Raw genomic sequence first — 24,179 nt, 5'->3', positions numbered from 1 at the left:
TCCCGCCCAGCCACAGGCGCAGACCATGACCGACCTCACGCTCATCCATACGGCCGACGTCCATGTGGCAACCTTCGAGGCGCTGGCCGGCTCGGCAAAACTGCATCACATTGTCCGCCCCGACTGGCTGGAACGGGCGCAAAATGGCATCGACGACACCCTGCGCGAGGAGGTCACCGCCGAGATCCGCCAGGTCACCGGTCCCGCCCTGTGCACCTGCACCACGCTGGGCGAGCTGGCAGAAACCGCTGGCGCCACGCGACTCGACTGGCCGATGATGCAGGCCGCCGCCCAGATCGGCGGTCCGGTGCTGCTCGCCTACTGCCTGGACAGCACCCGCGCGGCCTCCACTGCGCTGCTCGAACGCGCCTTCGCCCAAAACGGCCAGACCGCCGAGATCCGCAGCCTGCCGCTGACCGGCCTCTGGCCTCATTTCACCAATGGCAACAGCGAGTTGTTCCACACCGAGATCGCCACCTGGATCAGCACCAGCCTGGCCTTGGTGGCTGATACCGCCTGTGTGGTCCTGGCGCAGGCCTCGATGGCCGGGGCTGCTGATCTCGTAAAAACGGAGATCCCCGTACTGGCCTCCCCTGCCATCGCCATGCGCGCCGCCCTGGCCGAAGGGTGACAGCAGCCCTGTCACCTTTCCTCAAATACTCAAAAATACCACCACCCCGGCGCTCAGGCCCGCAGATCCTTGGGCGATCCCATGACCACATAGGTGGTGATCGAAGTGACATAAGGCGACGTGCCCAGAATATCGGTGTGAAACTTCTTGTAACTTGGCAGATCTGCGCATTCGACCCGCAGCAGATATTCGATGGTGCCGGTGATATTGTGGCACTCCACCACCTCCGGCGCCTGTCGCATCGCAACCTCAAAGGCCTCCTGCGCTTCCTTGGTGTGTTCGCCAAGGCCAACGCCGATATAGGTGACAAACCCCACGCCCAGCGCCTGACGGTTCAGCACCGCACGGTAGCCGGTGATGAGACCGCTGCGCTCCATCTCTTGTACCCGGCGCAGACAGGCCGAGGGCGACAGACCAACCCGGTCGGCCAGCTCCAGATTGCTGATCCGCCCGTCCCGGGTCAGCTCACGCAATATCTTGTCGTTTATTTGATCAAGTTTCGCCATTTGTTGCAAAACATGATCCATTCACGCAGAGAACGCAATTTCATTCATGCCGAGACCCTGCATTTTCATCGCCATGACTTATGAACTCTTCCTCGCCCTTGCGGCTTTTGTCTTCGGCACTGTTTTCACGCCCGGTCCCAACAATCTGATGTTGATGGCCTCAGGCGCCAATTTCGGTTTCCAGCGCACCCTGCCACATCTTCTTGGCGTGGCGATCGGTTTTCCGCTGATGATCCTGCCGGTGGGCCTTGGCGTGATGCAGCTGTTCGACGCCTTCCCGCCACTCACCTGGATCATGACCGCCCTGTCGGTGGCCTATATGCTCTGGCTGGCCTGGAAGGTCGCCAATGCGGCCCCGCCGCAGGACGGCGAGGCACAGGGCACACCGCTCAGCTTTCTTCAGGCCTGCGCCTTCCAATGGGTCAACCCAAAGGCCTGGGCAATGGCACTCGGCGCGATCACCCTCTATGCAGCCAGCCGCGATGTGACGGCGATCCTCTGGGTATCGGGCACCTATCTGCTGATTGGCTGTTTCTCAGCCTCGACCTGGACCATTCTGGGTCAGCAACTGCGACGGCTGCTGACCCGGCCTGCTCAGCTGCGGGCATTCAACTGGACCATGGCGGCGCTGCTGTTGGCCTCGCTGGCCGCGATCCTGCTACAGGGCTGACACTCACTTCAGCGGCAGGCAGATTTCGGTCAGCAGCTCCTCCGGCGCGACCTGATGCGGATCATTGAGATAGATCTCGTAACAGGGCGCATCGGCCGGCTCTTCCTGCGACTGCGGTAACCAGGCCCCGAACAGATCGCCATAGGCCGCATGGATCCCGGAGTATGGCCCCTTGTAAGTCAGGACTGCGGTCTTGCCGCCGGGCAAGACAACCTCTTCCATCCCCTCCGGCAGGACGCTGTCATCGGCCGTGCTGGCCCCGGCGAAGCTGCGCAGCTCCGCATCCGGAACAGCATCCGGACTGTCGAGGTAGACACCGATCATCTGGCGCATCTGCGGCCAGAGATTGCGCGCCGTACAAAGCGCGGAAAATGCCTCGAAACTGCGACCAATCTCGCTATAGGCGCCTTTGTGGGCGAGCGCGGCCAGCCTGCGGCCGGGTTCGGTGCGAAGGGTAACGGGTAACATGGGTTCTCCTTTGGCAATCAGATTGGGATTTGGCGGCAGAAGACGGCCCCTTTTGCGAAACGCAGCGGGCGACACCCCATAGGCATCGGCGAAAACACGGGCAAAGGAACGTGGATTGGGATAGCCGGCAGCCTCGCCGATACGCTCGATCCGCGCGCTGCCCTGCACCAGAGCGGTCGCCGCCAGATGCAGCCGGATACGGCGCACCGCCTGCGCGCAGGTTTCCCCGGTCAGGGCGCGAAACACCCGGTGCCAATGGAACCGCGACATCGCCGCGACATCCGCCAGCGCATCCAGCGACAGATCCCCCTCGGGGTTGTCGTAGATATACGCCAGCACACGCAGAATGCGGTCCTCATAGGAGCTGCTCATCGGAAAACGTCCCTCTTCTGACCGGTTTTGGATGCCATAGCAGCACTTCACAAATCTTGCTGAGTTGCATCCGCCGCCCCTTGAGGCCATATATCGGGCAAACCGCTCGAGTGAGACGACATGACCCAGTACATGGATTTTGAGAAACCGTTGGCCGAAATCGAAGGCAAGGCGGAAGAACTGCGCGCCCTGGCCCGGGCCAATGAAGAGGCCGATCTGACAGATGAGGCCGCAGCGCTAGACGCCAAGGCGGCGCAGTTGCTGATCGATCTTTACAAGGATCTGACCCCCTGGCGCAAATGTCAGGTCGCGCGTCACCCCGAACGGCCGCATTGCCGCGATTACATTGATGCGCTGTTCACCGAATACACGCCACTGGCCGGTGACCGGAACTTTGCCGATGATCTGGCGGTTATGGGCGGCCTGGCCCGCTTCAACGACCAGCCGGTGATGGTGATCGGCCATGAAAAAGGGTCCAACACCAAGGCTCGCATCGCCCATAACTTTGGCATGGCCCGCCCCGAAGGCTACCGCAAGGCCATCCGCCTGATGGAAATGGCCGGTCGTTTCGGCCTGCCCGTGGTGACCCTTGTGGACACCGCAGGCGCCTATCCCGGCAAAGGTGCCGAAGAACGCGGCCAATCCGAAGCCATTGCCCGCTCCACCGAGATGTGCCTCAAGATCGGTGTACCGCTGATCTCCATCATCATCGGCGAAGGCGGCTCCGGTGGCGCTGTGGCCTTTGCCACCGCGAACCGCGTCGCGATGCTGGAACATTCGGTTTACTCCGTGATCAGCCCCGAAGGCTGCGCCTCGATCCTGTGGAAGGATGCCGAGAAAATGCGTGAAGCCGCCGAAGCCCTGCGCCTTACCGCCCAGAACCTCAAGGAGCTGGCCGTGGTGGATAAGATCATCCCGGAACCGCTCGGCGGCGCCCATCGCAATGCCGAAGCCGCCTTTGAGGCGGTGCGCGGCGCGCTGGCGGAGATGCTGGCCGAGCTGGAGGGCAAAGATGCCGCCACGCTGATCAAGGACCGACGCCAGAAGTTCCTGGACATCGGCTCCAAGGGGCTGGCGGCCTGACGCCTTCCCCGCCCTGAAGTCCGCATCCTTGCGGCGCCGTGCGGATATCGGCCCGGGCCAGGGCGCATGGCCATCACTACAGCAGCCGACAAAGCCGACCCTCGCCCGGTCGGCTTTGTGACATCAGCGGTGCATCACCGGCTGCCAACCGGCAACTGAGCAAAGCGGCCCGCACTGCTGGCCCGGTCTCGCCGTCCTCATCGGCCAGACAGGAGGGATCGGTCATCCAGCTCCCTCCGATCCTCGATCAGCGCCGGCCCTCAGGGCAACGGTACGCAAGCGCTCCCGCGGCCACGCGTCACCGGCTTACGCCGCTGCCGCTGGCGGCCTTGGGCCTGGCCCGGCGCATGGCGCCGGGCCAGGCCCAACTGCGAGGACAATTGTTATAATTGGCCGGAGCCGGCGGGAGCACCCGGCCGACATTGGGACACCGCAGATCCTGCGTTCACCCTGCCAGCAGCCGCAGCCCCTGGGTCACGTCAGACCGGACCGCCAGCCGCAATCCCGGCTCATCCCCCGCCTTCAGCGCGGCAATGATCAGCTTGTGGTTCTGCGGCGGCTCGGTCCGCCGCAACCGCCCGTAGAGGGCCCGCATGGTCGGGCCCAGCTGCAACCAGACGGTCTCTGCCATGGCCAGCATCGCTGGCGCCTGCGCCCGCAGATAAAGCGTCCGGTGAAACTCCAGATTGGTGCGGATATAGCCCACCGCATCGCGCTTGGAGATCATCTCGGCCACATTGGTATTGATGCTTTGCAACCGGTCGATCAGGGCAATATGCGCACGCGGCAGCGCCCGGCTGGCCAGCTCCACCTCGATCAGCGCGCGCAGGGCCGCCAGTTCTTCGATCCGCTCGTTTGTCAGCTCCGGCGTCGACACCCGGCCCGAAGACGACAGGAACAGCGCCCCCTCAGCCACCAGCCGCCGTACCGATTCGCGGGCCGGCGTCATCGACACATCAAACTCGCGACCAATCCCCCGCAGGGTCAGCGCCTCCCCTGGCGTCATCTCGCCATGCATGATCCGCGTGCGCAAGGTACGGTAGACCCGATCATGGGCGGACCCTGTGGGCGGCTCGGCGGTGGGGCGAACGGGATTGGACATGAGGTTCTTGTGATCACAAAACCACGTCACGTCAACAGCTCTCACAGCGCGAGGCCCTGAGCCCTCCCCCGCGCGCCCCGGCGCCGTCAGAACCGGTAGCGATGCAGGTTGTTGCCTTCGCTGCGCAGCCAGCCACGCGCCCCGTCATATGGCCCGTAAAGCTCTCGGACGATGGCCCAGAAGGCCGGTGAGTGGTTCATCTCCGCCAGGTGGGCCACCTCATGCGCCGCGACGTAGCGCAGCACCTCCGGTGGCGCCAGGATCAGCCGCCAAGAGTACATCAGCGCGCCATCGGAGGAACAGGATCCCCATCGCGACCGCGTATCCCGCAGGCTGATCCGGCAATAGCTGCGGCCCAGCGCCGCCGCATATCGATCCGACGCCGCCGCCAGCCGGTCGCGGGCCAGCTCTTGCAGGTAGCGCTGGATGCGGCGCCCCGGCCCCGCCCCGTTCACCGCCCCCGGCACCGCCAGTTGTCCCGGCTGCAACAGCAGGCGACGCCCGGTTCCAGCCACCACCCGTCGCGGTTGCCCGTCAATGGGCAGCAGGCTGCCATAGCCTACCTCTATGGGATCCGGGTGCCGCGCCAGATGGCCGCGGATCCAGTCTTCCTTTTCCTGGGCAAAGGCCAGCGCCTCTCGCTCTGGCACCCGCGCCGGCAGCGTCAGCGTCACCCGCCCGTCCAGCCCGGAGATCCGCAAACTGATCCGCCGCGCCCGCGCCGAGCGGCGCAGCGTCAGCGGAACCGGCGGATCTCCGGGCAGGTGATGATCAGCCATGGCGACCTCCCCTTTTGGCAAAGGCTTTGACAGCACCCGGCGCATATGGCAAGGCACCTGAATCGTCGAACCGACTCAGCAGAAAATCAAGGGGATCCACATGCCCAATGAAGAATGGGGTGTAAAGCGCGTTTGCCCGACAACCGGCAAACGTTTTTATGACCTGAACAAGAACCCGATCATCAGCCCATACACTGGCGAGGTGGTCGAACTGAACAACGGCAAAAGCCGGATGATCGAAGCCGACGCCGAAGACGCGGCAAGCCGCAAGGCCAAGGAAAACACCGACGGCGATGACGCGGTGCTTGATGATGCAGATGACGTCGATCTGGATCTGGGCGACGACGTCCTGGATGACGATGACGACGAGGACAACGTCTCGCTTGAAGATATCGCCGACGTCGCCTCTGAAGACGACGATTCCTAAGGCCACACGGCCCTTGGGGGAGGTGCTGCCACCTCCCCCGGACAGCCAGAATTACAGCCGAAATTCAGCTGCCAAAAAAATCTCGGACGATGGTGCATTTTCCGCTTGCGGCCCGCGCCAGCCTCCCTTAAATCACCGTCACACACCGCGAGACGGAAACGAAACGCGGCGGTTTGGGGCCTTAGCTCAGCTGGGAGAGCGCCTGCATGGCATGCAGGAGGTCAGCGGTTCGATCCCGCTAGGCTCCACCAAACCCTCTCTGAAATGAGTAAGATGGCGTGGCTCACCCCACAGCGTGAACTGGCTCATCTGTGCCGCAAGGTGCTGTTTTCACTCAACAATCACTGCCGCATTGATCCGCACCCTTGGGCAGAAAGATCGCCTTGCAGTCCTTTCTCCTGTCAGAACGGGGGGCGGCAAATGGGCGACCATCTCCTCGTTTTGCATTTTTGGCAGCGCATAATAGACCCTGAGCCGAAGACCACGGCCACAGCACAACCACCATCCGCTCATGACGCCCGCCGCACGCGACGATGGCTTGAAAAGATGTGCTGCGAGCAGATATGCGGTCACGCGGCGTGGTCACCTTGCGGTCATGCCGATCCCCAGATCGGGCACCTCGCGCCGCGCGAGCGTCAGCACCCCATGCCCTCGCGCCGTGTCAGGCCGCGTGCAGATGCCCGATGTCGCGGCGCCTGAGGGATCGACGTGCAAGATCGCCATAGGCTCCGCGCACGCGGCTACGTCCGGGCTCGCCGGTCAACCCATGCACCGCAGCGAGGTCGGGGAACAAGGTCAGCAGCTCTCGCATATCATCGACCGAAAGGCCTCGGATGGCCTCGGGGCCGGGCCAGAAAGTTTCGGTCGCGATGCCTTCGGCAAAGATAACCTCATGTTGCTCGGTCATCAGATGCACATAGGTGACGGGTGCGTGATGCGCGATCTGGCAGGTGAAGTCTGGATCCGCTTCGGCCAGCAATTTCGACGAGATGAACTTTTCGTCGCGGGAATGATCCGGCATCAGGGCGCGATCACTGACAATCAGGCGATGCTGGGGTGACAGCAGCATCGGACGCTCCGGCGAGAGGATCCCACCGGGGCGCAGGCAATAGGGACGCAGATGCGGGCGCTGCAGCAGCTCGGCCGAGCTGAGATGACGCTTGCCGACCCAGATCACCGGCTGAAAGCCGTTGTCAGCGGTTTGCAGCAGATCGCCGACCCGGATCTGACCGGCCGGAACCGCCCCCCGCCGCGTTGCAAGCAGGACATCCGGGGTAAAACAGGGGATCCCCGCTGAATAGAGCTGATTGTGGCTGCTCATCTGCGCGGGGGTAACCCCCTGCAGCACCAATTGTTCACCCCCCGGAAAGGTCAGCAGGGCATTGCCGAAACCATCGTCGGAAACGACAACATCGCTGGTCATGACCGCGCCGCCGACTCCGCTGCCACCAGTCAGCCCCGAAACATCCAGCTGATCGTTGTAGAAGCCATTGCCATCGTCATCGTTGAGATCGAAATCGCCGACGGTATCAACGCCGCCCGCCTGGGTGAGGATCAGCCGGTCATCGCCGGCGCCGCCGATGATCGAGTCCTGGCCGCTACCCAGCGTGATGGTGTCATCCCCGGCACCGGCATCAATATTGACACCGGCATTGTCAACCGAGGCATCAACCACATCGCCCTGGTTCGTCAGGGTCAGCCGTTCGATCTCGCTGAAGGTGACCGTATCGGCGCCGTCGGTGATCTGCCCCGCTTCAAACCCGGTATAGGTTACCGTGACACTGCTGGTGACTGCTGACATGTCGATGTGGTCGGAGTCATTGCCGGCCTCACCGCCCGAGATCGTGTCATTGCCAAAGCCGTCCGACATCTGGAACGTATCGGCATCCGCTTCGCCATACATCTTGTCAGCGCCGCTGCCCCCGACCAGCAGGTCGTTGTCATTGCCGCCATACATCGTGTCGGCGCCATCGCCGCCTTCCAGCGTGTCGTTGCCATCGGTTGCGACGATGCTGTCATCGCCGGTCCCGCCCACCAGGCTGTCGTCACCGGCCGAGTTGCGCAGGGTATCATTGCCTGCACCCCCAATCAGCGTGTCATTCCCGAGGCCGGTGGTCAGGCTGTCGTCGCCATCGCCGCCATCAATGTAATCATCCCCGTCACCACCGGAGATGGTGTCGGCCCCGAGACCACCCATCAACGTATCGTTGCCAATGCCGCCGTCCATGACGTCGTTGCCATCACCGCCGTCGAGGCTGTCGTTTCCGGACTCGCCATACATCAGGTCGTTGTCGGCGCCGCCAAGCAGGAGGTCGCCGTCATTGCCCCCGTACATGGTGTCGTCGCCAGCACCACCTTCCAGCGTGTCAAAACCGTCGGTCGCAACGATGCTGTCGTTGCCAACACCGCCGACCAGGCTGTCATCGCCGGCCGAGTTGTTCAGGGTGTCATTGCCCTCGCCGCCGATCAGCGTGTCGTTGCCAATTCCGGTGGACAGCTGGTCATCACCGGCACCACCTTCGATATAGTCATCGCCGTCACCGCCGGAGAGGGTATCGCCCCCCTCGCCGCCAATCAGGGTATCCGCGCCGACGCCGCCATCCATGACGTCATCGCCATCACCGCCCTCCAGATGGTCGTCCCCCTCCTCGCCCATGATGGAGTCATTGCCGCCCTGACCATAGACAATATCATTGCCGTCGCCCGCCAGCACGGTATCGGCGCCCTGTTCGATGATCGTGGTGACCGGATCGTCCAGAATATCACCCGATAGGGTAAAACCCGACAATCCGACACGGGTCTGCAGGGTGAACTCGATCGACGAACGATCCTCAAAGGAGGCAGAGAACCAGGAATCCTGATCCGTATAATCGTTCAGTTCCGAACCGGTGGCCTTGACCACATTTCCGTCGATACCCGTGGTCAGCGAGGAATCGGAGGAAATACCAAAAGAGGTGAAACTGTTGCCATCGATGATCACCGCCTCGGCGTCGCCGGTTTGACTGTTGTCATCAATGTCGTTGAAGGTCGCGGTCGAGTTCAGATAGACCGTTTCACCGGTTATGGGATCAAAAAACTCCAGCCGGAATTTGGCCTGATCCCCCGGCTGGTTCCCGGTCAACAGGATTTCCGCGCCGGCGGTATAGCCGAATTCAACCGACATATTGGCGTTGGATTTTTCAAGCAGGATCAGCCTGCCGGAGATGCTGGTGCCATCCTCAAGCTTAGCGATATCCCTGAAAATCGCATAGTTCCCGACGGAGCCGGTGCTGCCGTCATGGACCACGCTCTGGATGTTGTTGATGTCGAGCGTCAGCGGTGATGCGTTTGCCCCCTGCGCAAAACCGTCCCCCATGTCGCCATAGATGACGTCATTGCCGAGGCCCCCGTCGATGACATCGCTGCCCTCCTCACCGGCAACGGTATCGTCTCCCTCACCGGCATCCATGGTATCGTCACCGGTGGTGCCGCCCATTCTGTCATTACCCCGGCCACCGACAAGAGTAGCAAGGAGATCTTCGAGCCAACTTGGACGGGGCATGGCGGGTATCAATCCTTAGCTGATCAAAACGCAGTATTCATGACCAGTGGGAACGGACCCATGGCCAATGGTATCTACACATACCAAGGCCAATTTAGAGGTCTTGCGATAAAAAAGAGTAAACTGGCGCCGAAACGCGTGTTCCAGCCGTAAAACGGCCCGCCCGAACCGATATCCGGCCCGATCTCCCAGCGTCACTTTGCAACCGCTGAAAGCCAGCGCCGAAACCGTTGAAACTATGGTTTCATCAGCTCCTTGATGCCACCGATAAATGTGGCGTCATCCTGCTGATGCCGCTGATCCAGAAGCGCAACAGCATCTGGCCCGGCCCGAAAGCGCAGACGGTCGCCGCTGTCATTGGCGGCCCCCCAGATCACTTCGGCGACGGTTGCAGGGGCAGACGGGCTGGAGGCCAGCCTGCTGAACACCCGCCCCATGGCCTCAGCCGTGGGCGCATAGTCAGGCAGGCTGTCATCCAGTGCAAAATCAAAGGAGCTGCCACCGAAATTCGTTCTGATCATGCCCGGCTCGACAATCCGAACCCGGATGCCCAGCGGTTCCAGTTCGTAATGCAGCGCTTCCGATAGACCTTCGACAGCGAATTTTGTGCCATGATAAAGCGTGCCGAGCGGGAATGTGATCTGTCCGCCGATGGAGGAGATATTGATGATCGTGCCTGACCGGTTCTCCCGCATATGCGGCAACACGGACTTGGTCACTTCCAGCAACCCGATCACATTGGTGTCGAACTGGCGCCGGATCCGCTCCATCGAAAACGCCTCAAGCGCGCCATAGGCGCCATAGCCTGCATTGTTGAGCAGCACATCAATTCGGCCAAAACGCTCAATGCCCTGTTTGACCGCCGCTGCAATCGACGCCGGGTCGGTCACATCCAGCCGCGCCAGATGGACGTTGTCGAGTGCCGCCAGCTCGCCCGTGCTGTCGGGGCTTCGCATGGTCGCGATGACATTCCAGCCCTGCGCCTGAAAGTGTCTGGCAGTGGCTTCGCCGATACCCGACGAGGCGCCCGTAATCAGAATGGTTTTCATAGTCGCTCTCCTTCAGGGGTTCTGCGTGAACATCTCTTCGATACCGACGCGCGTCGTGACATGGCGGGTGATGTGGTGAGGCACCGGCTCGTCGCCTTTTCCATCATAGTGCATCTCCCCTCTGTTGAAGTTCACAACCATCACTGATGCCACAATGCTCTCCGTCCAGCCGTTATTCTTTCTCGATTATCCAGAATACTTGCCTGATACTCCGAAACTGGTGATTTCTGTTATGTAGAGACCTCACCGACTGCTATGTCCGAAGCAGCCCTGGAGGAAAAGCTGCATGGCCAAGCAGAGTCTATACGCACAGGTGACCGCGATACTGGATCGGTCGGGGGTCAGGGATGGCGCGATACACCACGACGCCAGCAACACGCATATGCTGCGCCTCCACGCCAGAACGGGGCTGGAGTCGACCGTCTACAGACCTTTGTTATGTCTGATTCTGCAGGGCGCAAAATCCGTCGGCTCAAACCACAGAAGCCTCACCGTCAGCGCGGGCCAGTCCCTCGTGGTCAGCCATACACTCCCGGTCATCTCGCGCATCACCCAGGCATCGGCCGAACACCCCTACACGGCACTTGTCTTCCCACTGGACCTGGATGTGCTGCGGTCTCTGGCATCTGCGGTGCCGCCCGCCTCGACATCCACTCCTTGCGACCCGTTTTCGATCTGCCTGTGTGATACCGATCCCGGCCTTGAGGAGGCCCTCTCGCGCTATCTCAACCAATGCGAGGGGGCTGAGACAGCAAAAGTGCTGGCCCCGATCACCGCTCGCGAAGTCCACGCTAGGTTGCTGATCGGGCAGCACGCGGCTGGTCTGCAACGGCTGCTCTGGCACCAAAGCACAGCAAGCCGCATCCATCTCGCCACCCGTGACCTTCAGGCAAATCTCTCGCAGACAATCGCAATCGGCGAGCTTGCCGACCGGATCGGCATGAGCAACTCTGCCTTCTTCGAACAGTTCAAGGCCGTGACCGGCACATCCCCGCTGCAATACCAAAAGGATCTGCGCCTACTGAAAGCCCGCGACGCGCTCAGGTCAACCGATGCAAAAGTGTCGGAAATAGCTTTTTCCGTCGGCTATGAGAGCTCGGCGCAGTTCTCGCGCGAATACTCCCGCAAGTTTGGCAGATCTCCAAGGCAGGACCGCGATACCGCGACGCCGACCTAGCCCCCCTGTCTCGCCGCGGGCTGTCGGACAACGGTGGGAACACTGAAATGCCCATGCCGCATGGATCAGATGATCTCATCCTCGTCGAACATGGGATCATCCGCGAGCTGTGATGAATGATCATCCATGGCATTCTCGGCCTGTTTCATGGATTGAACCCGCGCCAGATGGAACACGGCGTCACCTTCGTTCACCACCGGCAGTACCGCCCGCCCCACGATGATACCATCGAACGGCGCGACGACCTCGGTTTCTTCTTCGCCAAAGGGATCAGACACCACCCCCAGTACGTCGCCCTGGCGCACCGGATCGCCGTCTGCCTTCAGACTGCGAAACAGGCCACCCATCGGCGCCCGCAGCCATTTGCTGGAGGGGCAGAACTGCGGGCGCGCCTTGGCGGGCGCCACGCCGCGGGCGGAAATCATCCCCAATGATTTCATCACCCTGAGAATGCCAGCCTGCCCGGCGCGCACCGAAACCTCATCAAATCGCAGACCCTCACCCGCCTCATAGAGCAGAACGGTCTTTCCCAGCTCCTTTGCCGAGTTTCGCAGGGATCCCTGTCGTATCGCCGATTCCATGATGATCGGGGCGCCGAAGACATCCGCCATCTCCCGTGCCACGGCATCCTCCGGCGACACGCGCACCTGCGGATAGTTGATCCGGTGGATCGCCGCCGAGTGGAGATCGATCCCGACATCAGAGCGCGACACGATCTCCTTCAGGAACAGATGCGCAAGACGCGCAGCAAGCGATCCGCCCTCGTTCCCAGGGAAAGAGCGGTTCAGATCCCGCCTGTCCGGCAGATATCTGGACCGGTTAATGAATCCAAAGGAGTTCACAATCGGGACCACAATCAACGTGCCCTTGAGGCCCCGCAACGCAGGTGATTTCAGCAGTCGCCGTACGATTTCGATGCCAATCACCTCGTCGCCGTGCACCCCTGCGCTGACGAAGACAACCGGCCCCTCCGTTTTGCCATGAACGACATGGGCTGACATATTCACCGGCGTATGGTCTGACAGTGAACTGACAGGCAGATCAACGGTGCGCCGGGTGCCGGGCGGGATCAGCTCCCCGCCGATATCAAACCCCGGGCGTTTGATCATTAGCCCTTGCCCTTCGTTTTGGTTTTGCCGGGTTTGGCGTTCTTCTCGATGAACTCGATCATCTTGCCAGCAACATCAAGACCGGTCGCCTTTTCAACGCCTTCCAGTCCGGGGGAGGAATTCACCTCCATCACCACCGCCCCGTGATTTGCACGCAGCATGTCGACACCACAGGCATTCAGCCCCATGGATTTCGCAGCCCGCACGGCGGTTGAGCGCTCTTCCGGCGACAGTTTGATCAATTGCGCCGAGCCGCCACGATGCAGATTGGACCGGAATTCCCCCTCGGCCCCGGTACGCTTCATCGCCGCGATGACCCGTCCCCCGATCACGATCGCGCGGATGTCGGTCCCGCCGGCTTCCTTGATGAACTCCTGGATCAGGATATTCGTGTCGGTCGCACGAAACGCTTCAATGACCGATTTCGCGGAGCGATTCGTGTCGGCCAGAACAACGCCAAGCCCCTGTGTCCCCTCCAGCAGCTTGATCACCAGGGGCGCACCGCCCGCAAGCTCCAGCACCTCTTCGGTCTGCTTGGGATCATGGGCGAAGGTCGTCACCGGCAGGCCAACCCCGTCGCGCGCCAGAAGCTGCATTGAGCGCAGTTTGTCGCGCGACCGCCCGATCGCCACGCTCTCGTTCAATGGGTAGACACCCATCATCTCGAACTGGCGCAGAACCGCCATGCCATAGAAGGTGACAGAGGCCCCGATCCGCGGAATGACCGCATCGTAACCTTCCAGTTTTTCCCCGTTGTAATAAATCTCCGGGCGCCGCGACGCGATGTTCATGTAGCACCGCAGCGTGTTGATGACGTGGATCTCGTGACCGCGTTCCTCGGCGGCTTCCACCAGCCGTTTGTGGGAATAGAGATTGGCGTTTCTGGCGAGCAACGCGATTTTCATGAGTTTTTCCTTCTGCCGACGATTGCGGCTGCTGGTTTCGGTGCCGTCAAATTGCGCTTGGCGGGGTTCACCAGGATGGAATGCCCGCGCAGGGCCGTGCGCCCCACGATCATGCGGAATTTCATCTCGGTACGCTCGGTCAGCGACAGATCGATCTTCCACAAGCGGTCCGATATCCGAAATCTGGTCCGGATAACGATCCGGGTTTCCGGAATGCCGCTGGTGTTCTTGATCTCGCGCTGATCATGGATCGGAGATTCCACATCGGTGTCGTGTGAATCATCGTCGAACCGTGTGTGAAAACGAACCCAGGGAACGCCGTCGCGTTCGAACGTCACAATATCTGTAGCATGAAGCGCCGATGTGCGCGCACCTGTATCGATTTTCGCCTTCAGGTTCGTAAGTCCAAGAAGCGGGAGATCAACCCGTTCCTGCCAGCCGACAACGAGCATATGAATCGTCTCCTGTTTCCATAGCTGCCCCTGTTATGACAGCTCCCGAATGATTAGCCAATTGGGGTAGCGGACTGTCAGAACGGTCATTTGCAAATGAACAGCGAGGGTTATGAGCATCCACAAGGGGTGTCTGCCCGATCCGCGGAAACCCCGCCGCCGGTCGCCTCAATAGCGACCGTGCGGCGGGGGCAGCTGAGCGGCGGGCCGGTTCTGCGCTACTGTCTGGTTATGAGGGCGCCAAAGAAATTGATCCCGCGCTCCAGGTTTGCAACCGACAGGCGTTCATTCGTTCCATGAAAACGCGCAATATCATCGTCTTCGACCAGGAACGGATTGATGCGATATGCGTTGTCCGAAGCCTGTGCGTAGTGGCGGGCATCCGTTCCCGCAATTGTCAGGCCGGGAACGGAAGCAATCTCCCCAAAAACCGACAGGATCGAACTCTCGATATCCTCGAACCCCTGCGCAGATGAGCTTGCAACAGGAGAGGCTTCGCGCACCGCCGCAGGATCAAAAACGATGTCAATCTCCGGGTCGTCAATGACCTTCGCGATATGCGCAATCACATGTTCGGCAGTATCCCGCGGATGAAGTCTGAAGTTGATCGTGGCGGTCGCCTCGGTCGGCAGAACATTGGCCTTGTTTGATCCGCTCAACATGGTTGGCGCTGTCGTCGTGCGCAGCATCGCATTGGTCGAGGCCGCATTCGAAAGCCCCGTTTCAAGCAGGGGGCTGAACAGCCATTGGTTCGCAAACAATGCGCGCTTGTCCAAGGTAAAGTGACGACCCAAAGCATCAAAGAACTCAGCCGTCACACCGTCAAGCCCACCTTCCAGCGGTGAATTCTGCACGCGATCAACCGCGCGGGCGATACGCCCGACAGCCGTCATCTTGGGTGGCAGAGCAGAATGCCCGCCCTCGGCCTCTGCCACCAGTTTCACTGTCAGAAAGCCTTTTTCGGACAGGTTGATACTTGCCACCGGCACATCGAGCCCGGGGATCACGTTGTCGAGTACAAAAGACCCTTCGTCCAATGTCCAGGCCAGTTGGATCCCCTGTTGGTTCAGATGTTTGGCGACAGACCGCGCGCCGTCCCCACCAACTTCCTCATCGCCACCGAAGCTGAAGTAGATAGACCGTTTGGGGGTGAAACCCTCTTGGATGAGATGCTCGGCCGCGCTGAGCATTGCGATCAGCGCGCCCTTGTTGTCCAACGTCCCGCGCCCCCAGATATAGCCGTCGGCAACCACACCGGCGAAAGGCGGATGATCCCAGCGATCCAATGATCCCGGTGCGATGGGCACGACGTCATAATGCGCCGCCAGAAGAACGGGGGCGAGGTCTGGGTCAGTTCCCTGCCACCTCAGGAGCGGCGTCTTCGCAGCCATCATCTCCAGATCCACAGCTGCAAAGACGCCCGGAAACGCCTGCTGAAGAAAATCCGTGAAGGCGCTGAAATCAGCTGCATCGGGTTTGGTGCTATCCGTCTCAAACTGAATAGCCCGAGACAGCAACTCCGTCGCCTGCCCAATATCCGCACCCAGGCTATAGGCTGCCACATCGGTCCGTATGTCGGCCCGATATCTCATCGTATTGATCGCAAGGACGGCGAGCATGACCATAAACACACCCAATAGCCCCAGCAGGCTCTTTCGAAAAATCGTCCGCATGTCTCCGCGCCCTCCCAACACGCCCTAACCGCCGAGCAGAGACACAGTTGGATAACCTGTCAAAGATGACCTTACGACAGCCATCCCGAATTTCTGAAAGCGGAGCCCGAAGTTTGCCACTCCATCTCGAGATGGCGACCGACCGCCACACCATTACGGGACGCTGTGGCATGATGTGAGCGCCACCTGTGGACCAGGGATCATGACTGAACCGCGCAGCACCCGTTCCGCCGCTTCTCAGGCTTCGCTTTTGGCGGCTATTTCGGATGGGCACCTGTCTCTTTGAACCGCACATCTCCATAGAAGATCACCCAGACCTTAAAGTCGTCAGTGAAGCTCTCAAAGCGATGCGGCACGTGGGCGGGAACGAAAAGCAGATCGCCTGGCCCGAATGGCACCAACTCGTCACCGCGCGAAAAAGTACCTGTACCGGTCGCGACAATATAGAGTTCATCCCGCTCATGCGGTTTCTGTTTGTCTATGCCGACAGGCGCGTAGAGTTCCACGGTCACCTCGGGCGTCTCGAACACGACTTCAAAGGGCGCAGCTTCGGTCAGCTGTCTAGCAACATCAGAAAAAGGGTGTCGTACCACGTCGCTTGATCTTGCCGATGTGGTTCGCGCAGCTGATGTCTGCGCGGATTTCGTGTTGTCTGTCTTACCGGTCATCGTTTCCCATCCCTTTGCATGGTCTTATCATCAATAGCAGGTATCCGCTTCAGCTTCGCCCAATCATCAGGCGCATTCCGAAGACGATGCCCTATGAATTGGACAGGTTGACGAGCGCACCGAGCCGCCACGTTTCACGCCCGCCGGCGACAGCCCCCCGTAAAAGGTGCCACCGCAGCCAAACCAATGATCATCCCGAAAGCGACCTTATTCTTCGATCACAGGCCGTCTTTCATCGCGATGGCCTGTATCTTGATTTTTGCACCATAAGGCAGTCGCGCAGCCTCATAGATGGTCCTTGCCGGAAACTGTGAGAACCGCGTTCGGCAGACTTCATTTACCTCCGCCAGATCCCGTTCAATGTCAGAAAACGCGATATCCACATAAACGATCTCTTCCAAAGAGAACCCCGCTGCGGCAGCGATTTCAAACACCAGATCGAAGGCCCTGTCAGTCTCTTCAGCTGCGCTGCCAGGTCGGTAGCCGTCCTCATATACGGCCAATTGGCCCGAGATATGGCAGGTATCCCCAACAACGACCGCTTGAGAAATCGGCGAGCGTGATGTGGGGACACCCGGGACGTCGGTGATAAATTGGCGTGGCATGTGCTGGTCTCACTGCAAAGGAAGCTGTTGACAGCATTCTAGGCTGCATGACTGATGTCAGACGTGACCATCTGCCTTCAAAATCAGACAAAGCGCCCTCAATCTGTTGTCATCATGGGCCTCTGCGGCGTCCTGCTGATGGACGTGGCCGGTCCCGCACAGGTATTCACATCCACAAACAAGATCCTGGGTTGGCAGGCTTACGACATTGCCATCGTAAGCGAGGACGGCGCGGATGTTGTAACCGACACAGGATTGACCCTCCGCGCTCATGGATCCTTCACAACCATGACCCAGGCGGATGTCTTCATCGTTCCGGGCGGCCCCGTTGTCGATCAACGGCTTGATGATCCGCTCCTGCAACGTTTTCTGACGCGAATGGACCCTCACGTAAGGCGGTTCGTTTCGATCTGCTCAGGTAGCCTCCTTACCGCCTCCGCCGGGCTATTGAACGGTAGAAAGGCCACGACACATTGGGAACGGGTAGACTTGGCCCGCGCGCGGTTTCCGGGTGTCAATTGGCATCTGGACGAAATTTTCACCCATGACGGCAAATTTCATTGTTCGGCAGGTGTGACGGCCGGGATTGATCTCGCCCTTTCACTTGTTGAAGTGGATCACGGACGGCGGGTTGCCTTGGGCGTCGCTCGGGAAATGGTGGTGTTCATGCAAAGGCAGGGAGGACAATCTCAGTACTCAGAACCGCTCAAGGCACAGGCGACATCAAGCAAGCGTTTGACCGAACTCTATAACCTCATCGAACAAGACCCGAGCGCCGCCTGGAGCGTGTCCAGGATGGCCGAGATAGCAGGCGCGACCGAGCGGACGCTGCACCGCGATTTCACACATGAATTTGGCCAAACCCCCTCGCGCTTCGTCGAAGAGCGGCGGCTTGCAGTCGCCCGAATATATCTGGAACGCAGCAGGAAACCCATTAAGGAAATCGCCGCGCTGTCAGGATATATGACTGAACAGAAAATGCGGCGCAGCTTCATGAAACTGCTAGGCATCCTGCCAACCGACTATCGGAACCGGTTCGGGGAAACCGCCATTGGTGGTGACCACAGCAGTCGCTGACAAAGGGCGCCCGACCGATGTCGCCGGAGTGTACCCGGCACGCTTCAACCTGCTGCAAGGCCGGGTTGCCTCCGACCCCCCCTGTGAGCTGCGGCCTGATCGGTGTCCTTTGACTCCCAACAGCGAATAGACACTGTCAGCTCAATGTTGTGAGGGCGATGCAGTGCCCCTTTCATGGTCCCCCTCGCGGCAGGCCACTACATTGCCAGAGAGATCTGCCGGGCGAGGTCCGCCAGGGCCAGGGCGAGCGCATCGGCGGTTGCGGATGGCCCTTCACCGCTGACGGGTGTCTGGATGTCGAAACGCTTAACAAATTCCCGCACTGTGCCTTCGGGGGAGGAGACCGCGAATTGGCCTGTCAGCTCGAATACTCCATCAGCACGCGCATAGGCCTGGTCCACCCTTACATCCAGACGGGCGTCAGGGCCGGTGTTCAGCGGCCAGGGTTCGATTGCGGCAGAGGCGCCAGTGCGTTCCGTCAGCCCACGGGCCAGGGCGGCGGCTATGCCGCGAGCCGGATCATCCGCCCATTGCGCACCACCAAGCGCAAAGAGCGCGCCGCCTTCCCCCTCGGCGACCATATCGGACGCAGCCGCATAAGACGGCAGAGAGGCCAGCCGGACCTCAATCGTACGGGAGCGCAGATTGGCTATCTTCTCGCCCGGGGCCGCAGAGATCAGATACCGGGCATCATTGGTCGGAGCACAGGCTGCCATCGCAAGAAGGGTCAGCGTCAGGAACATGGCTTTTTTCATCTTACTTTCCAAACAAAAGGGAATTCGGGTCACGTTCAATCTTGCGGGCAAGCTGGGAGACCGAACGGGCGGCCGATTTGAACTCCCTTAGCGCATCCAGCGCTTCGGAGTTGAAGTTCGAGCGAGCGCCATAGGCTGTGATCAAGGTCTCGGATTGTGCGACCAGCCGTTCCAGCCGGGCTGAGAGCGCCGGCAACCCCTCGGCTGCGGCCGCGACGGTATCGGCAGCACTGCGGGCCGAGGCCATTGTCGCATTGGCGTTGTTTACCAGCCCGCCGCTGCGCAGCTCCGACAGGGTGAGGCGCATTTCATCCAGCGCGCTGGTCAGGGCCGGAGGCAGCGCGCGCGCGCCATCGGAATCGATCATGCTGTCAGCGCTTTGCATCAGCTGGCTGGCGGACCGGATAAACTCTTCGGCTTCCAATGCGTTGGCTTTGGCTGCCAGGGCGCGGAAATCGCTGACCAGCGCCGGCAATTCCTCCGATGCCGCCGCGAGGCTGGATGCGGCCTGGCTGCCCTGCTCCAAAGCCTCTGTCAAACTGGCCACCGCTCTGCCTTGCTGCAACTCAGACAGAATATCGCGAAGGTCAGCCACAGCTGCACGCAGCTCCCCCGGCAGCGCCCGCGTCTCCGGGTCCGCGACCAGCGACCGGGTCTCATCCATCAGGGCCACCGCCGCCGCAGGCGCCTGCCGGGTACTCTCAGCGGAGGCCAGGGATTCAATGCTGGCCAAGGTCGCGATCGCCTGCGCCATCAGTTCTTCGACGGGCAGCTCGCTGATCCGCTCCAATGCGCCTTCTGCGGTTGCGGTAAAATCGGGCAGGTCCGAGGGCGCACTGGGCAATTCGGGGAAGGGCTCCGCGTTGCGATTGAAGAGTGCAGGCTCCGCCGCATCCAAGGTGACCAATTCAACAATCAGCTCAGAGCTGAACAGCCCGGCCGCAGCCAGCCTGGCCCGCAGACCGCCTGCGGTCGCCTGCTCCAGAAAATCCAGCACTTCGGTCTCGCCCGCTCCCGGCGGCAGGCCCATCAACGACGGTTCAAGCATCAGTTTGGCAATCAGCCTGACCTCTGCCTCGTCGGTCCCGTTCTCGATTGCGGCGTTCAGACTGCTGACCTCGCCGACCTTCACCCCGCCAAGTTTGACCGCGGCACCGCTGGTCAAGCCAGCAACCGACTCGCCAAAGGCAACCGAAACCGCGACCCCGCCCGTCAGCGAACGGGCAAAGGCCGTGCGGCGGGCTGCGGCCTCATCCGGGTGGATGTCGAAGACGGCGCCCGAACTGATCGGTCGGCCGCCATCGAATACCGTGTCGAACTCGATCCCGCCTGCCACCAGCGAAGCGATACTATCCACATCAAGCGACAGCCCGCTGGCGCCAATGGAAACCGAGAAGCCGGATGTATCCCAAAAACGCGTCGCCGAATTGATCCGCTGGTCATGGGGCGCCTCGATAAAGGCATCGACAACAATGCTGTTGCCGCTGACGGTGAGACGCGGGCTTTCCAGCCGGCCAACCTCGATGCCGCGGAAAAGCACCGGCGCGCCTTCGGAGATCATCCGCCCGTCGTTGGTGCGCAGGGTAATCCGCCGCCCACCCCGGCCCGGCTGCACAAGGGGCGGCCGGTCGGCCCCTTCAAAACTGATTTCGGCACTGCCCCGGTCCTGGTCCCAGGCGCCTTCGATGTAGACGCCGGACAATACCGTGCTGAGACCCGAGATCCCCCGCGCGCTGACTTCGGGGCGCACCACCCAGAAGGCGGCATCCTGATCCAGATAGGGGGCAACCTTCTTGTCGATACGCGCCCATACGGCGACCTTGCTCAGGTCCTCGGCAAACCCCACATCCTCGACCTGGCCGATAACAACGTCGCGATAGCGCACTGTCGTTTCATTGGCCACGATGCCGGAGGCGTTCTCAAAAGTAATGCGGATCAGGACGCCGCGATCACTATAGGCCTTCCAGGCTACCCCAAGCGATACGGCCAAAGCAGCCAGCGGTACCAGCCAGACCAGAGAGAGATTCCGCCAGGGCGAGACACGCTGCGCAGCGATGGTCATCGGGGCGGGTTCAGGGGTGCTCATTCATATTCTCGCTTTTCCGCGTTCCAGATCAGGCGCGGATCGAAACTTTGAGCTGCCAGCATAGTGAAGGCAACCGACAATGCAAAACTGACCGCTGCAATCCCCGGCGTGATGGCCGCCGCAAAATCCAGCTGGACCAGGGCGGTCAGGATCGCCACGACAAAAACATCGATCATCGACCACCGTCCGATGAATTCGACAATCTCGTAGAGCACCAGTCGACCATGGCTGCCCAAGGCTGCGGGCCTTCGGACCGAAACTGCAAGATAGGCGATGGCCAGGAATTTTGCGACCGGGATTACGATGCTCGCAAGGAAAACGATAAAGGAAACCCCATAGGCGCCATGGCTGAACAGCTCGGCTATGCCGCCAATCAGTGTATTCTCGGAGCTGCGACCAAAGGTGGTGGTCCGCAGCATCGGGTATAGGTTCGCGGGAACATAGGCGATCACCCCCGCCACGAGCCAGGCCCAGACACGCTGGAGACCACCCGGCCCGGCAGGCTCCAGGCTGCTGCCGCAGCAGCCGCAGGACCGCGCGCCTCCTGGGTTCGCCGTGCCGCAGGCGCGGCAGCCGACCAGCCCGGCCGCAGCGGCGGTCAGGAAGCGCTGCGCGTCTTCAGTGTTTTCCATACAGTCAGCCTGCAAATCGAATTGTCGGTCAGGATTGTCACCACCAGCAGCGCTGCAAAGGCCCAGAACGCAGGCCCCAGCCCGACCCGCGCCAGGCCGGAGACTTTGACAAGGGCCACCGCCACACCGATGATGAATATCTCTGCCATCGCCCAGGGTTTCAGCTTCTCCGCCCAGCGATAGACAGCTGCAGCGCGCGGCGCAGGGTGCCAGCCCAGAGCCATCGGCGCCAAGGTGTAGATCAGCGCGCTGAAGCGTGCGGCAGGCAATAGAACGATCAGGAGACCGGTCGCCAGAGACAGCGGCGCCATCGGCCCGCGCGAGAAGGCCAGGACCGCATCCAGCACCGAGGCCCGATGAGACAACCCCTGCGCCTTCAGCTCCAGAAACGGGAAACCGGCAGCGGCGACCAGCAGGATCAGAGCGGTCAGCGACAACATCGCGATCCGGGTCATGGCACCGGTTCTGGGGGCCGCCAGCACCGTGCCACATCGGGCGCATCTGGCCACCGTATGCGCCGCCACAGCCTGGTCGCGATGCAGCACGTCGCAGACAGGACAGGCAATTAGCTGTTCGATATCCATATCATCCTCATCCGGCCAAGCTGCGCAATCCGCAACGATTCGGATGTTACTCTGCCTAGGCCTGCGACGGGAGCCTTTCCTCTTCGGCCCTCCGGGCGACGCCGCTCCTATCTGGTCATCAATGCCCTTCGCGCCTGCAAGAGCTTGCTCGCGCCCGCCCCTATGATCAGCTCGAATGTCGTCAATCGCCGAGCGGTTGCGGGCCTGTCCGGCCATGGTAGGCGGTCAGGGACGCACGAATGCGCCTCAGGTTTTCCTTGGTTTCACTGGACTGTTCCTGCGCGACCATCATGGCAAGCGTGTCGATGATGGCCAGATGCGCATAGCGGGATGCGGTTGGCTTATAGATGTCGTTGTCTTCGGGCAGATCGGTGTGAATTGAGATCTTTGTCTGCAATGACAAGCGTGTTTCGGGTTTCGTCAGGCTGATGGTTGTTGCGCCATATCCATTGGCGACTTCTGCCGCCCCCACAATTGCATCCGCTTCACCGCTTGCCGACACCAGAAACAGAACGTCTTCCGGACCAAGCGCAGCCGCGCGCATTTGCAGGACGTAGCTGTCGCTGACAAAGAATGACGGGATGCCAAGGCGGAAAAACCGGTTCGATGCTTCCTGTGCGACTGTGGACGATCCACCGCCTATTCCGGCAAACAGAATTTGGCGTTTCCCCAGAATCCCGGCTTTGGCCTGCATCAGCTGGTCGACATCAACCTGACGCCGCATCACATTCAGGGTGGCAAATACCGCTCCCAGAACCTGATCGAGCATTGAATGGCCTGAGTTCGATGAATCGTCTGCGTCGCCGAACAGATATTGGGCGCTGACCGCAACATTCTGAGCGAGCCGCAGCTTGAAATCCCGGTAGCCCTCGCAACCAAGGCTGCGACAGAAACGAATAACCGTGGGTTTGCTGACACCGCATTTGTCTGCCAGATCCCCAATTGTCATCGAGCTGATGGTATTGAGGTTCTCCAGCACAAAATCCGCCACCTTCTGCTCCTGCGACGCAAAACTACCGTCGGTGCGACGTAGGACGGAGATCAGATCAACGGGACTCAGCTGCGCATTTTGCGGCTGGATATCTCGGTTCTGCAGCGAGTTGGCGGGGCTTTTCAAGTTTCAGTTCCCTCAGAAAGTGCAACGGAACTAAGTTACACAGGGCGCAGAATTTCCGCAAGATGGGGTCGCAATACGAGGGATTTAACAGTAATAACGGACCTTAGTAACAAATTGGTCTTGATAATCACAGTTTTCCCTGTAATTGTGTAACTCGGTTACGCTGCGGGCCTTTTGGGAGGGATGTTCATGCGACAGGCGTTTGCGCAGACAAGCGCGAAAATCAATGCGGTGATCGAAGCGATTGTAGCGGCATTGATGCTGGCCCTGGTGCTGGATGTCTGGCTGGGCGTTATGGACCGCTACTACTTTCACTGGCAGCTCCCCTGGCCCGAAGTGATCGCCCGATATCTCATGATCTGGGCCGCGATGCTTGCAGTGTCCTCCGGCATCTCACGCCGCGAACACATCGGGCTGACCGCATTTATCCATGCCATTCCGGTCCGGATGCGTCAGGCGCTTCTGATACTGATGGATGTTCTGACGCTGCTGCTGTTTCTCTACGTCGCCTATTACGGCGTCGGCTTCGCGATGAGCGGGGCCCCGCGTGACGCGATGATATTCGGGATGAGCCTGGCCCCGTTCTACGCCGCAATCCCCGCCGCTGCCGCCATCTGTTGTGTGCAGATCCTGCTCGTCCTGGTGCGTGATCTGGGCACCTATGTCGACCGCCCGCCGGTCATGGATCCCGGCCAGGCTGAGGAGCGATAG

Annotated in this window: 26 protein-coding genes and 1 tRNA gene; 8 read left to right on the top strand and 19 right to left on the bottom strand. The window is 60.8% G+C overall.

Annotated features, from left to right (window positions below):
• Positions 1-25: 25 nt before the first annotated feature.
• A complete protein-coding gene (locus VWY34_RS18610) occupies positions 26-631 on the top strand; it encodes a hypothetical protein (RefSeq protein WP_416545182.1) in 606 nt (201 codons plus the stop codon).
• A 53-nt stretch (positions 632-684) separates the two neighbouring features.
• Here VWY34_RS18610 and VWY34_RS18605 read toward each other — a convergent pair whose 3' ends face one another.
• On the bottom strand, positions 685-1,137 hold the full coding sequence (locus tag VWY34_RS18605) for an Lrp/AsnC family transcriptional regulator (RefSeq protein WP_416534626.1): 453 nt from the start codon (positions 1,135-1,137) through the stop codon (positions 685-687).
• 73 nt (positions 1,138-1,210) lie between these two features.
• On the opposite strand from VWY34_RS18605, the gene VWY34_RS18600 reads away from it, so the two are divergent.
• Positions 1,211-1,807, top strand: a complete 597-nt coding sequence (locus tag VWY34_RS18600) for a LysE family translocator (protein ID WP_340546685.1) — start codon at positions 1,211-1,213, stop codon at positions 1,805-1,807.
• Positions 1,808-1,810: 3 nt separating this feature from the next.
• On the opposite strand, the gene VWY34_RS18595 is transcribed toward VWY34_RS18600, so the two are convergent.
• Complete coding sequence (locus VWY34_RS18595; RefSeq protein WP_416545180.1) at positions 1,811-2,647, bottom strand: AraC family transcriptional regulator; 837 nt, start codon at positions 2,645-2,647, stop codon at positions 1,811-1,813.
• A gap of 120 nt (positions 2,648-2,767) precedes the next feature.
• Between VWY34_RS18595 and VWY34_RS18590 the strand changes: the two genes are divergently transcribed.
• On the top strand, positions 2,768-3,730 hold the full coding sequence (locus tag VWY34_RS18590; RefSeq protein WP_340546683.1) for an acetyl-CoA carboxylase carboxyltransferase subunit alpha: 963 nt from the start codon (positions 2,768-2,770) through the stop codon (positions 3,728-3,730).
• A gap of 76 nt (positions 3,731-3,806) precedes the next feature.
• On the opposite strand, the gene VWY34_RS18585 is transcribed toward VWY34_RS18590, so the two are convergent.
• The 3 genes from VWY34_RS18585 to VWY34_RS18575 all read right to left on the bottom strand — a co-directional run bounded on the left by VWY34_RS18585 (position 3,807) and on the right by VWY34_RS18575 (position 5,611).
• Positions 3,807-3,956, bottom strand: coding sequence for a hypothetical protein (locus tag VWY34_RS18585; protein ID WP_416545178.1), 150 nt, complete (start codon positions 3,954-3,956; stop codon positions 3,807-3,809).
• A gap of 219 nt (positions 3,957-4,175) precedes the next feature.
• Positions 4,176-4,832, bottom strand: coding sequence for a GntR family transcriptional regulator (locus VWY34_RS18580; protein ID WP_340546682.1), 657 nt, complete (start codon positions 4,830-4,832; stop codon positions 4,176-4,178).
• 86 nt (positions 4,833-4,918) lie between these two features.
• Positions 4,919-5,611 carry a M48 family metallopeptidase gene (locus VWY34_RS18575; protein WP_416544451.1) on the bottom strand — a complete coding sequence of 231 codons (693 nt, stop codon included), beginning with the start codon at positions 5,609-5,611 and terminating at the stop codon, positions 4,919-4,921.
• Between the two features lie 100 nt (positions 5,612-5,711).
• Between VWY34_RS18575 and VWY34_RS18570 the strand changes: the two genes are divergently transcribed.
• Both VWY34_RS18570 and VWY34_RS18565 read left to right on the top strand, forming a co-directional pair.
• Positions 5,712-6,038 carry a TIGR02300 family protein gene (locus VWY34_RS18570; RefSeq protein WP_416535560.1) on the top strand — a complete coding sequence of 109 codons (327 nt, stop codon included), beginning with the start codon at positions 5,712-5,714 and terminating at the stop codon, positions 6,036-6,038.
• 175 nt (positions 6,039-6,213) lie between these two features.
• Positions 6,214-6,289 (top strand) — tRNA-Ala (locus VWY34_RS18565).
• A gap of 410 nt (positions 6,290-6,699) precedes the next feature.
• On the opposite strand, the gene VWY34_RS18560 is transcribed toward VWY34_RS18565, so the two are convergent.
• The 3 genes from VWY34_RS18560 to VWY34_RS18550 all read right to left on the bottom strand — a co-directional run bounded on the left by VWY34_RS18560 (position 6,700) and on the right by VWY34_RS18550 (position 10,781).
• Entirely contained in the window at positions 6,700-9,579 is a 2,880-nt protein-coding gene (locus tag VWY34_RS18560; RefSeq protein ID WP_416544452.1) for a Hint domain-containing protein, read from the bottom strand.
• A gap of 236 nt (positions 9,580-9,815) precedes the next feature.
• Positions 9,816-10,628, bottom strand: coding sequence for an SDR family oxidoreductase (locus VWY34_RS18555; protein WP_416544453.1), 813 nt, complete (start codon positions 10,626-10,628; stop codon positions 9,816-9,818).
• A gap of 12 nt (positions 10,629-10,640) precedes the next feature.
• The gene (locus VWY34_RS18550) at positions 10,641-10,781 is read right to left on the bottom strand and encodes a hypothetical protein (protein ID WP_416544454.1); all 141 of its coding nucleotides are present in this window, start codon (positions 10,779-10,781) and stop codon (positions 10,641-10,643) included.
• 133 nt (positions 10,782-10,914) lie between these two features.
• Here VWY34_RS18550 and VWY34_RS18545 point away from each other — a divergent pair, with 133 nt between their 5' ends.
• Positions 10,915-11,805: an AraC family transcriptional regulator N-terminal domain-containing protein gene (locus tag VWY34_RS18545; RefSeq protein ID WP_416544455.1), complete on the top strand. Its 891-nt coding sequence runs from the start codon at positions 10,915-10,917 to the stop codon at positions 11,803-11,805.
• Positions 11,806-11,870: 65 nt separating this feature from the next.
• On the opposite strand, the gene VWY34_RS18540 is transcribed toward VWY34_RS18545, so the two are convergent.
• The 6 genes from VWY34_RS18540 to VWY34_RS18515 form a co-directional block, all read right to left on the bottom strand.
• A complete protein-coding gene (locus VWY34_RS18540; RefSeq protein WP_340546657.1) occupies positions 11,871-12,914 on the bottom strand; it encodes a succinylglutamate desuccinylase/aspartoacylase family protein in 1,044 nt (347 codons plus the stop codon).
• Positions 12,914-13,819, bottom strand: coding sequence for a 30S ribosomal protein S6--L-glutamate ligase (rimK, locus tag VWY34_RS18535; protein WP_340546656.1), 906 nt, complete (start codon positions 13,817-13,819; stop codon positions 12,914-12,916). The genes VWY34_RS18540 and rimK overlap by 1 nt, the downstream gene beginning before the upstream one ends.
• Positions 13,816-14,271, bottom strand: a complete 456-nt coding sequence (locus VWY34_RS18530; RefSeq protein ID WP_340546655.1) for an ATP-dependent zinc protease — start codon at positions 14,269-14,271, stop codon at positions 13,816-13,818. Before VWY34_RS18530 ends, rimK begins: the two co-directional genes overlap by 4 nt.
• A 218-nt stretch (positions 14,272-14,489) precedes the next feature.
• A complete protein-coding gene (locus VWY34_RS18525) occupies positions 14,490-15,944 on the bottom strand; it encodes a M20 family peptidase (RefSeq protein WP_416538192.1) in 1,455 nt (484 codons plus the stop codon).
• 257 nt (positions 15,945-16,201) lie between these two features.
• Entirely contained in the window at positions 16,202-16,612 is a 411-nt protein-coding gene (locus VWY34_RS18520) for a cupin domain-containing protein (RefSeq protein WP_416544417.1), read from the bottom strand.
• A 218-nt stretch (positions 16,613-16,830) separates the two neighbouring features.
• Positions 16,831-17,217, bottom strand: a complete 387-nt coding sequence (locus VWY34_RS18515; protein WP_416544418.1) for a RidA family protein — start codon at positions 17,215-17,217, stop codon at positions 16,831-16,833.
• Positions 17,218-17,271: 54 nt separating this feature from the next.
• On the opposite strand from VWY34_RS18515, the gene VWY34_RS18510 reads away from it, so the two are divergent.
• Positions 17,272-18,294, top strand: a complete 1,023-nt coding sequence (locus tag VWY34_RS18510; protein ID WP_416548998.1) for a GlxA family transcriptional regulator — start codon at positions 17,272-17,274, stop codon at positions 18,292-18,294.
• Positions 18,295-18,491: 197 nt separating this feature from the next.
• Here VWY34_RS18510 and VWY34_RS18505 read toward each other — a convergent pair whose 3' ends face one another.
• The 5 genes from VWY34_RS18505 to VWY34_RS18485 form a co-directional block, all read right to left on the bottom strand.
• The gene (locus VWY34_RS18505; RefSeq protein ID WP_416538188.1) at positions 18,492-19,049 is read right to left on the bottom strand and encodes a PqiC family protein; all 558 of its coding nucleotides are present in this window, start codon (positions 19,047-19,049) and stop codon (positions 18,492-18,494) included.
• Between the two features lies 1 nt (position 19,050).
• Positions 19,051-21,135 carry an MlaD family protein gene (locus VWY34_RS18500; protein ID WP_416544420.1) on the bottom strand — a complete coding sequence of 695 codons (2,085 nt, stop codon included), beginning with the start codon at positions 21,133-21,135 and terminating at the stop codon, positions 19,051-19,053.
• Positions 21,132-21,767: a paraquat-inducible protein A gene (locus tag VWY34_RS18495; RefSeq protein WP_416544421.1), complete on the bottom strand. Its 636-nt coding sequence runs from the start codon at positions 21,765-21,767 to the stop codon at positions 21,132-21,134. Before VWY34_RS18495 ends, VWY34_RS18500 begins: the two co-directional genes overlap by 4 nt.
• Positions 21,734-22,351, bottom strand: a complete 618-nt coding sequence (locus VWY34_RS18490; RefSeq protein ID WP_416544422.1) for a paraquat-inducible protein A — start codon at positions 22,349-22,351, stop codon at positions 21,734-21,736. The genes VWY34_RS18495 and VWY34_RS18490 overlap by 34 nt, the downstream gene beginning before the upstream one ends.
• A 181-nt stretch (positions 22,352-22,532) precedes the next feature.
• Positions 22,533-23,468: a MurR/RpiR family transcriptional regulator gene (locus tag VWY34_RS18485; protein ID WP_416544423.1), complete on the bottom strand. Its 936-nt coding sequence runs from the start codon at positions 23,466-23,468 to the stop codon at positions 22,533-22,535.
• A gap of 189 nt (positions 23,469-23,657) precedes the next feature.
• Here VWY34_RS18485 and VWY34_RS18480 point away from each other — a divergent pair, with 189 nt between their 5' ends.
• Positions 23,658-24,179 carry a TRAP transporter small permease gene (locus tag VWY34_RS18480; protein WP_340546645.1) on the top strand — a complete coding sequence of 174 codons (522 nt, stop codon included), beginning with the start codon at positions 23,658-23,660 and terminating at the stop codon, positions 24,177-24,179.

Origin of the sequence: Phaeobacter sp. JH20_02 (genome assembly GCF_048056915.1) — a bacterium.
Taxonomy (GTDB): Bacteria; Pseudomonadota; Alphaproteobacteria; order Rhodobacterales; family Rhodobacteraceae; genus Phaeobacter; species Phaeobacter bryozoorum.
The sequence above is the reverse complement of the archived record's forward strand: the minus strand, read 5'-3'. Positions and strand labels throughout refer to the sequence as shown.

Excerpts from the sequence above, each read along its gene's own strand:
- VWY34_RS18560 (WP_416544452.1), bottom strand. The coding sequence starts at position 9,579 with ATGCCCCGTCCAAGTTGGCTCGAAGATCTCCTTGCTACTCTTGTCGGT.
- VWY34_RS18540 (WP_340546657.1), bottom strand. The coding sequence starts at position 12,914 with ATGATCAAACGCCCGGGGTTTGATATCGGCGGGGAGCTGATCCCGCCC.
- VWY34_RS18590 (WP_340546683.1), top strand. The coding sequence starts at position 2,768 with ATGACCCAGTACATGGATTTTGAGAAACCGTTGGCCGAAATCGAAGGC.
- VWY34_RS18605 (WP_416534626.1), bottom strand. The coding sequence starts at position 1,137 with ATGGCGAAACTTGATCAAATAAACGACAAGATATTGCGTGAGCTGACC.
- VWY34_RS18600 (WP_340546685.1), top strand. The coding sequence starts at position 1,211 with ATGACTTATGAACTCTTCCTCGCCCTTGCGGCTTTTGTCTTCGGCACT.
- VWY34_RS18495 (WP_416544421.1), bottom strand. The coding sequence starts at position 21,767 with ATGGAAAACACTGAAGACGCGCAGCGCTTCCTGACCGCCGCTGCGGCC.
- VWY34_RS18515 (WP_416544418.1), bottom strand. The coding sequence starts at position 17,217 with ATGCCACGCCAATTTATCACCGACGTCCCGGGTGTCCCCACATCACGC.
- VWY34_RS18520 (WP_416544417.1), bottom strand. The coding sequence starts at position 16,612 with ATGACCGGTAAGACAGACAACACGAAATCCGCGCAGACATCAGCTGCG.
- VWY34_RS18510 (WP_416548998.1), top strand. The coding sequence starts at position 17,272 with ATGTCAGACGTGACCATCTGCCTTCAAAATCAGACAAAGCGCCCTCAA.
- VWY34_RS18500 (WP_416544420.1), bottom strand. The coding sequence starts at position 21,135 with ATGAGCACCCCTGAACCCGCCCCGATGACCATCGCTGCGCAGCGTGTC.
- VWY34_RS18480 (WP_340546645.1), top strand. The coding sequence starts at position 23,658 with ATGCGACAGGCGTTTGCGCAGACAAGCGCGAAAATCAATGCGGTGATC.
- VWY34_RS18585 (WP_416545178.1), bottom strand. The coding sequence starts at position 3,956 with ATGACCGATCCCTCCTGTCTGGCCGATGAGGACGGCGAGACCGGGCCA.
- VWY34_RS18580 (WP_340546682.1), bottom strand. The coding sequence starts at position 4,832 with ATGTCCAATCCCGTTCGCCCCACCGCCGAGCCGCCCACAGGGTCCGCC.
- VWY34_RS18525 (WP_416538192.1), bottom strand. The coding sequence starts at position 15,944 with ATGCGGACGATTTTTCGAAAGAGCCTGCTGGGGCTATTGGGTGTGTTT.
- VWY34_RS18595 (WP_416545180.1), bottom strand. The coding sequence starts at position 2,647 with ATGAGCAGCTCCTATGAGGACCGCATTCTGCGTGTGCTGGCGTATATC.
- VWY34_RS18575 (WP_416544451.1), bottom strand. The coding sequence starts at position 5,611 with ATGGCTGATCATCACCTGCCCGGAGATCCGCCGGTTCCGCTGACGCTG.
- VWY34_RS18490 (WP_416544422.1), bottom strand. The coding sequence starts at position 22,351 with ATGGATATCGAACAGCTAATTGCCTGTCCTGTCTGCGACGTGCTGCAT.
- VWY34_RS18555 (WP_416544453.1), bottom strand. The coding sequence starts at position 10,628 with ATGAAAACCATTCTGATTACGGGCGCCTCGTCGGGTATCGGCGAAGCC.
- VWY34_RS18545 (WP_416544455.1), top strand. The coding sequence starts at position 10,915 with ATGGCCAAGCAGAGTCTATACGCACAGGTGACCGCGATACTGGATCGG.
- VWY34_RS18570 (WP_416535560.1), top strand. The coding sequence starts at position 5,712 with ATGCCCAATGAAGAATGGGGTGTAAAGCGCGTTTGCCCGACAACCGGC.
- rimK (WP_340546656.1), bottom strand. The coding sequence starts at position 13,819 with ATGAAAATCGCGTTGCTCGCCAGAAACGCCAATCTCTATTCCCACAAA.
- VWY34_RS18610 (WP_416545182.1), top strand. The coding sequence starts at position 26 with ATGACCGACCTCACGCTCATCCATACGGCCGACGTCCATGTGGCAACC.
- VWY34_RS18530 (WP_340546655.1), bottom strand. The coding sequence starts at position 14,271 with ATGCTCGTTGTCGGCTGGCAGGAACGGGTTGATCTCCCGCTTCTTGGA.
- VWY34_RS18505 (WP_416538188.1), bottom strand. The coding sequence starts at position 19,049 with ATGAAAAAAGCCATGTTCCTGACGCTGACCCTTCTTGCGATGGCAGCC.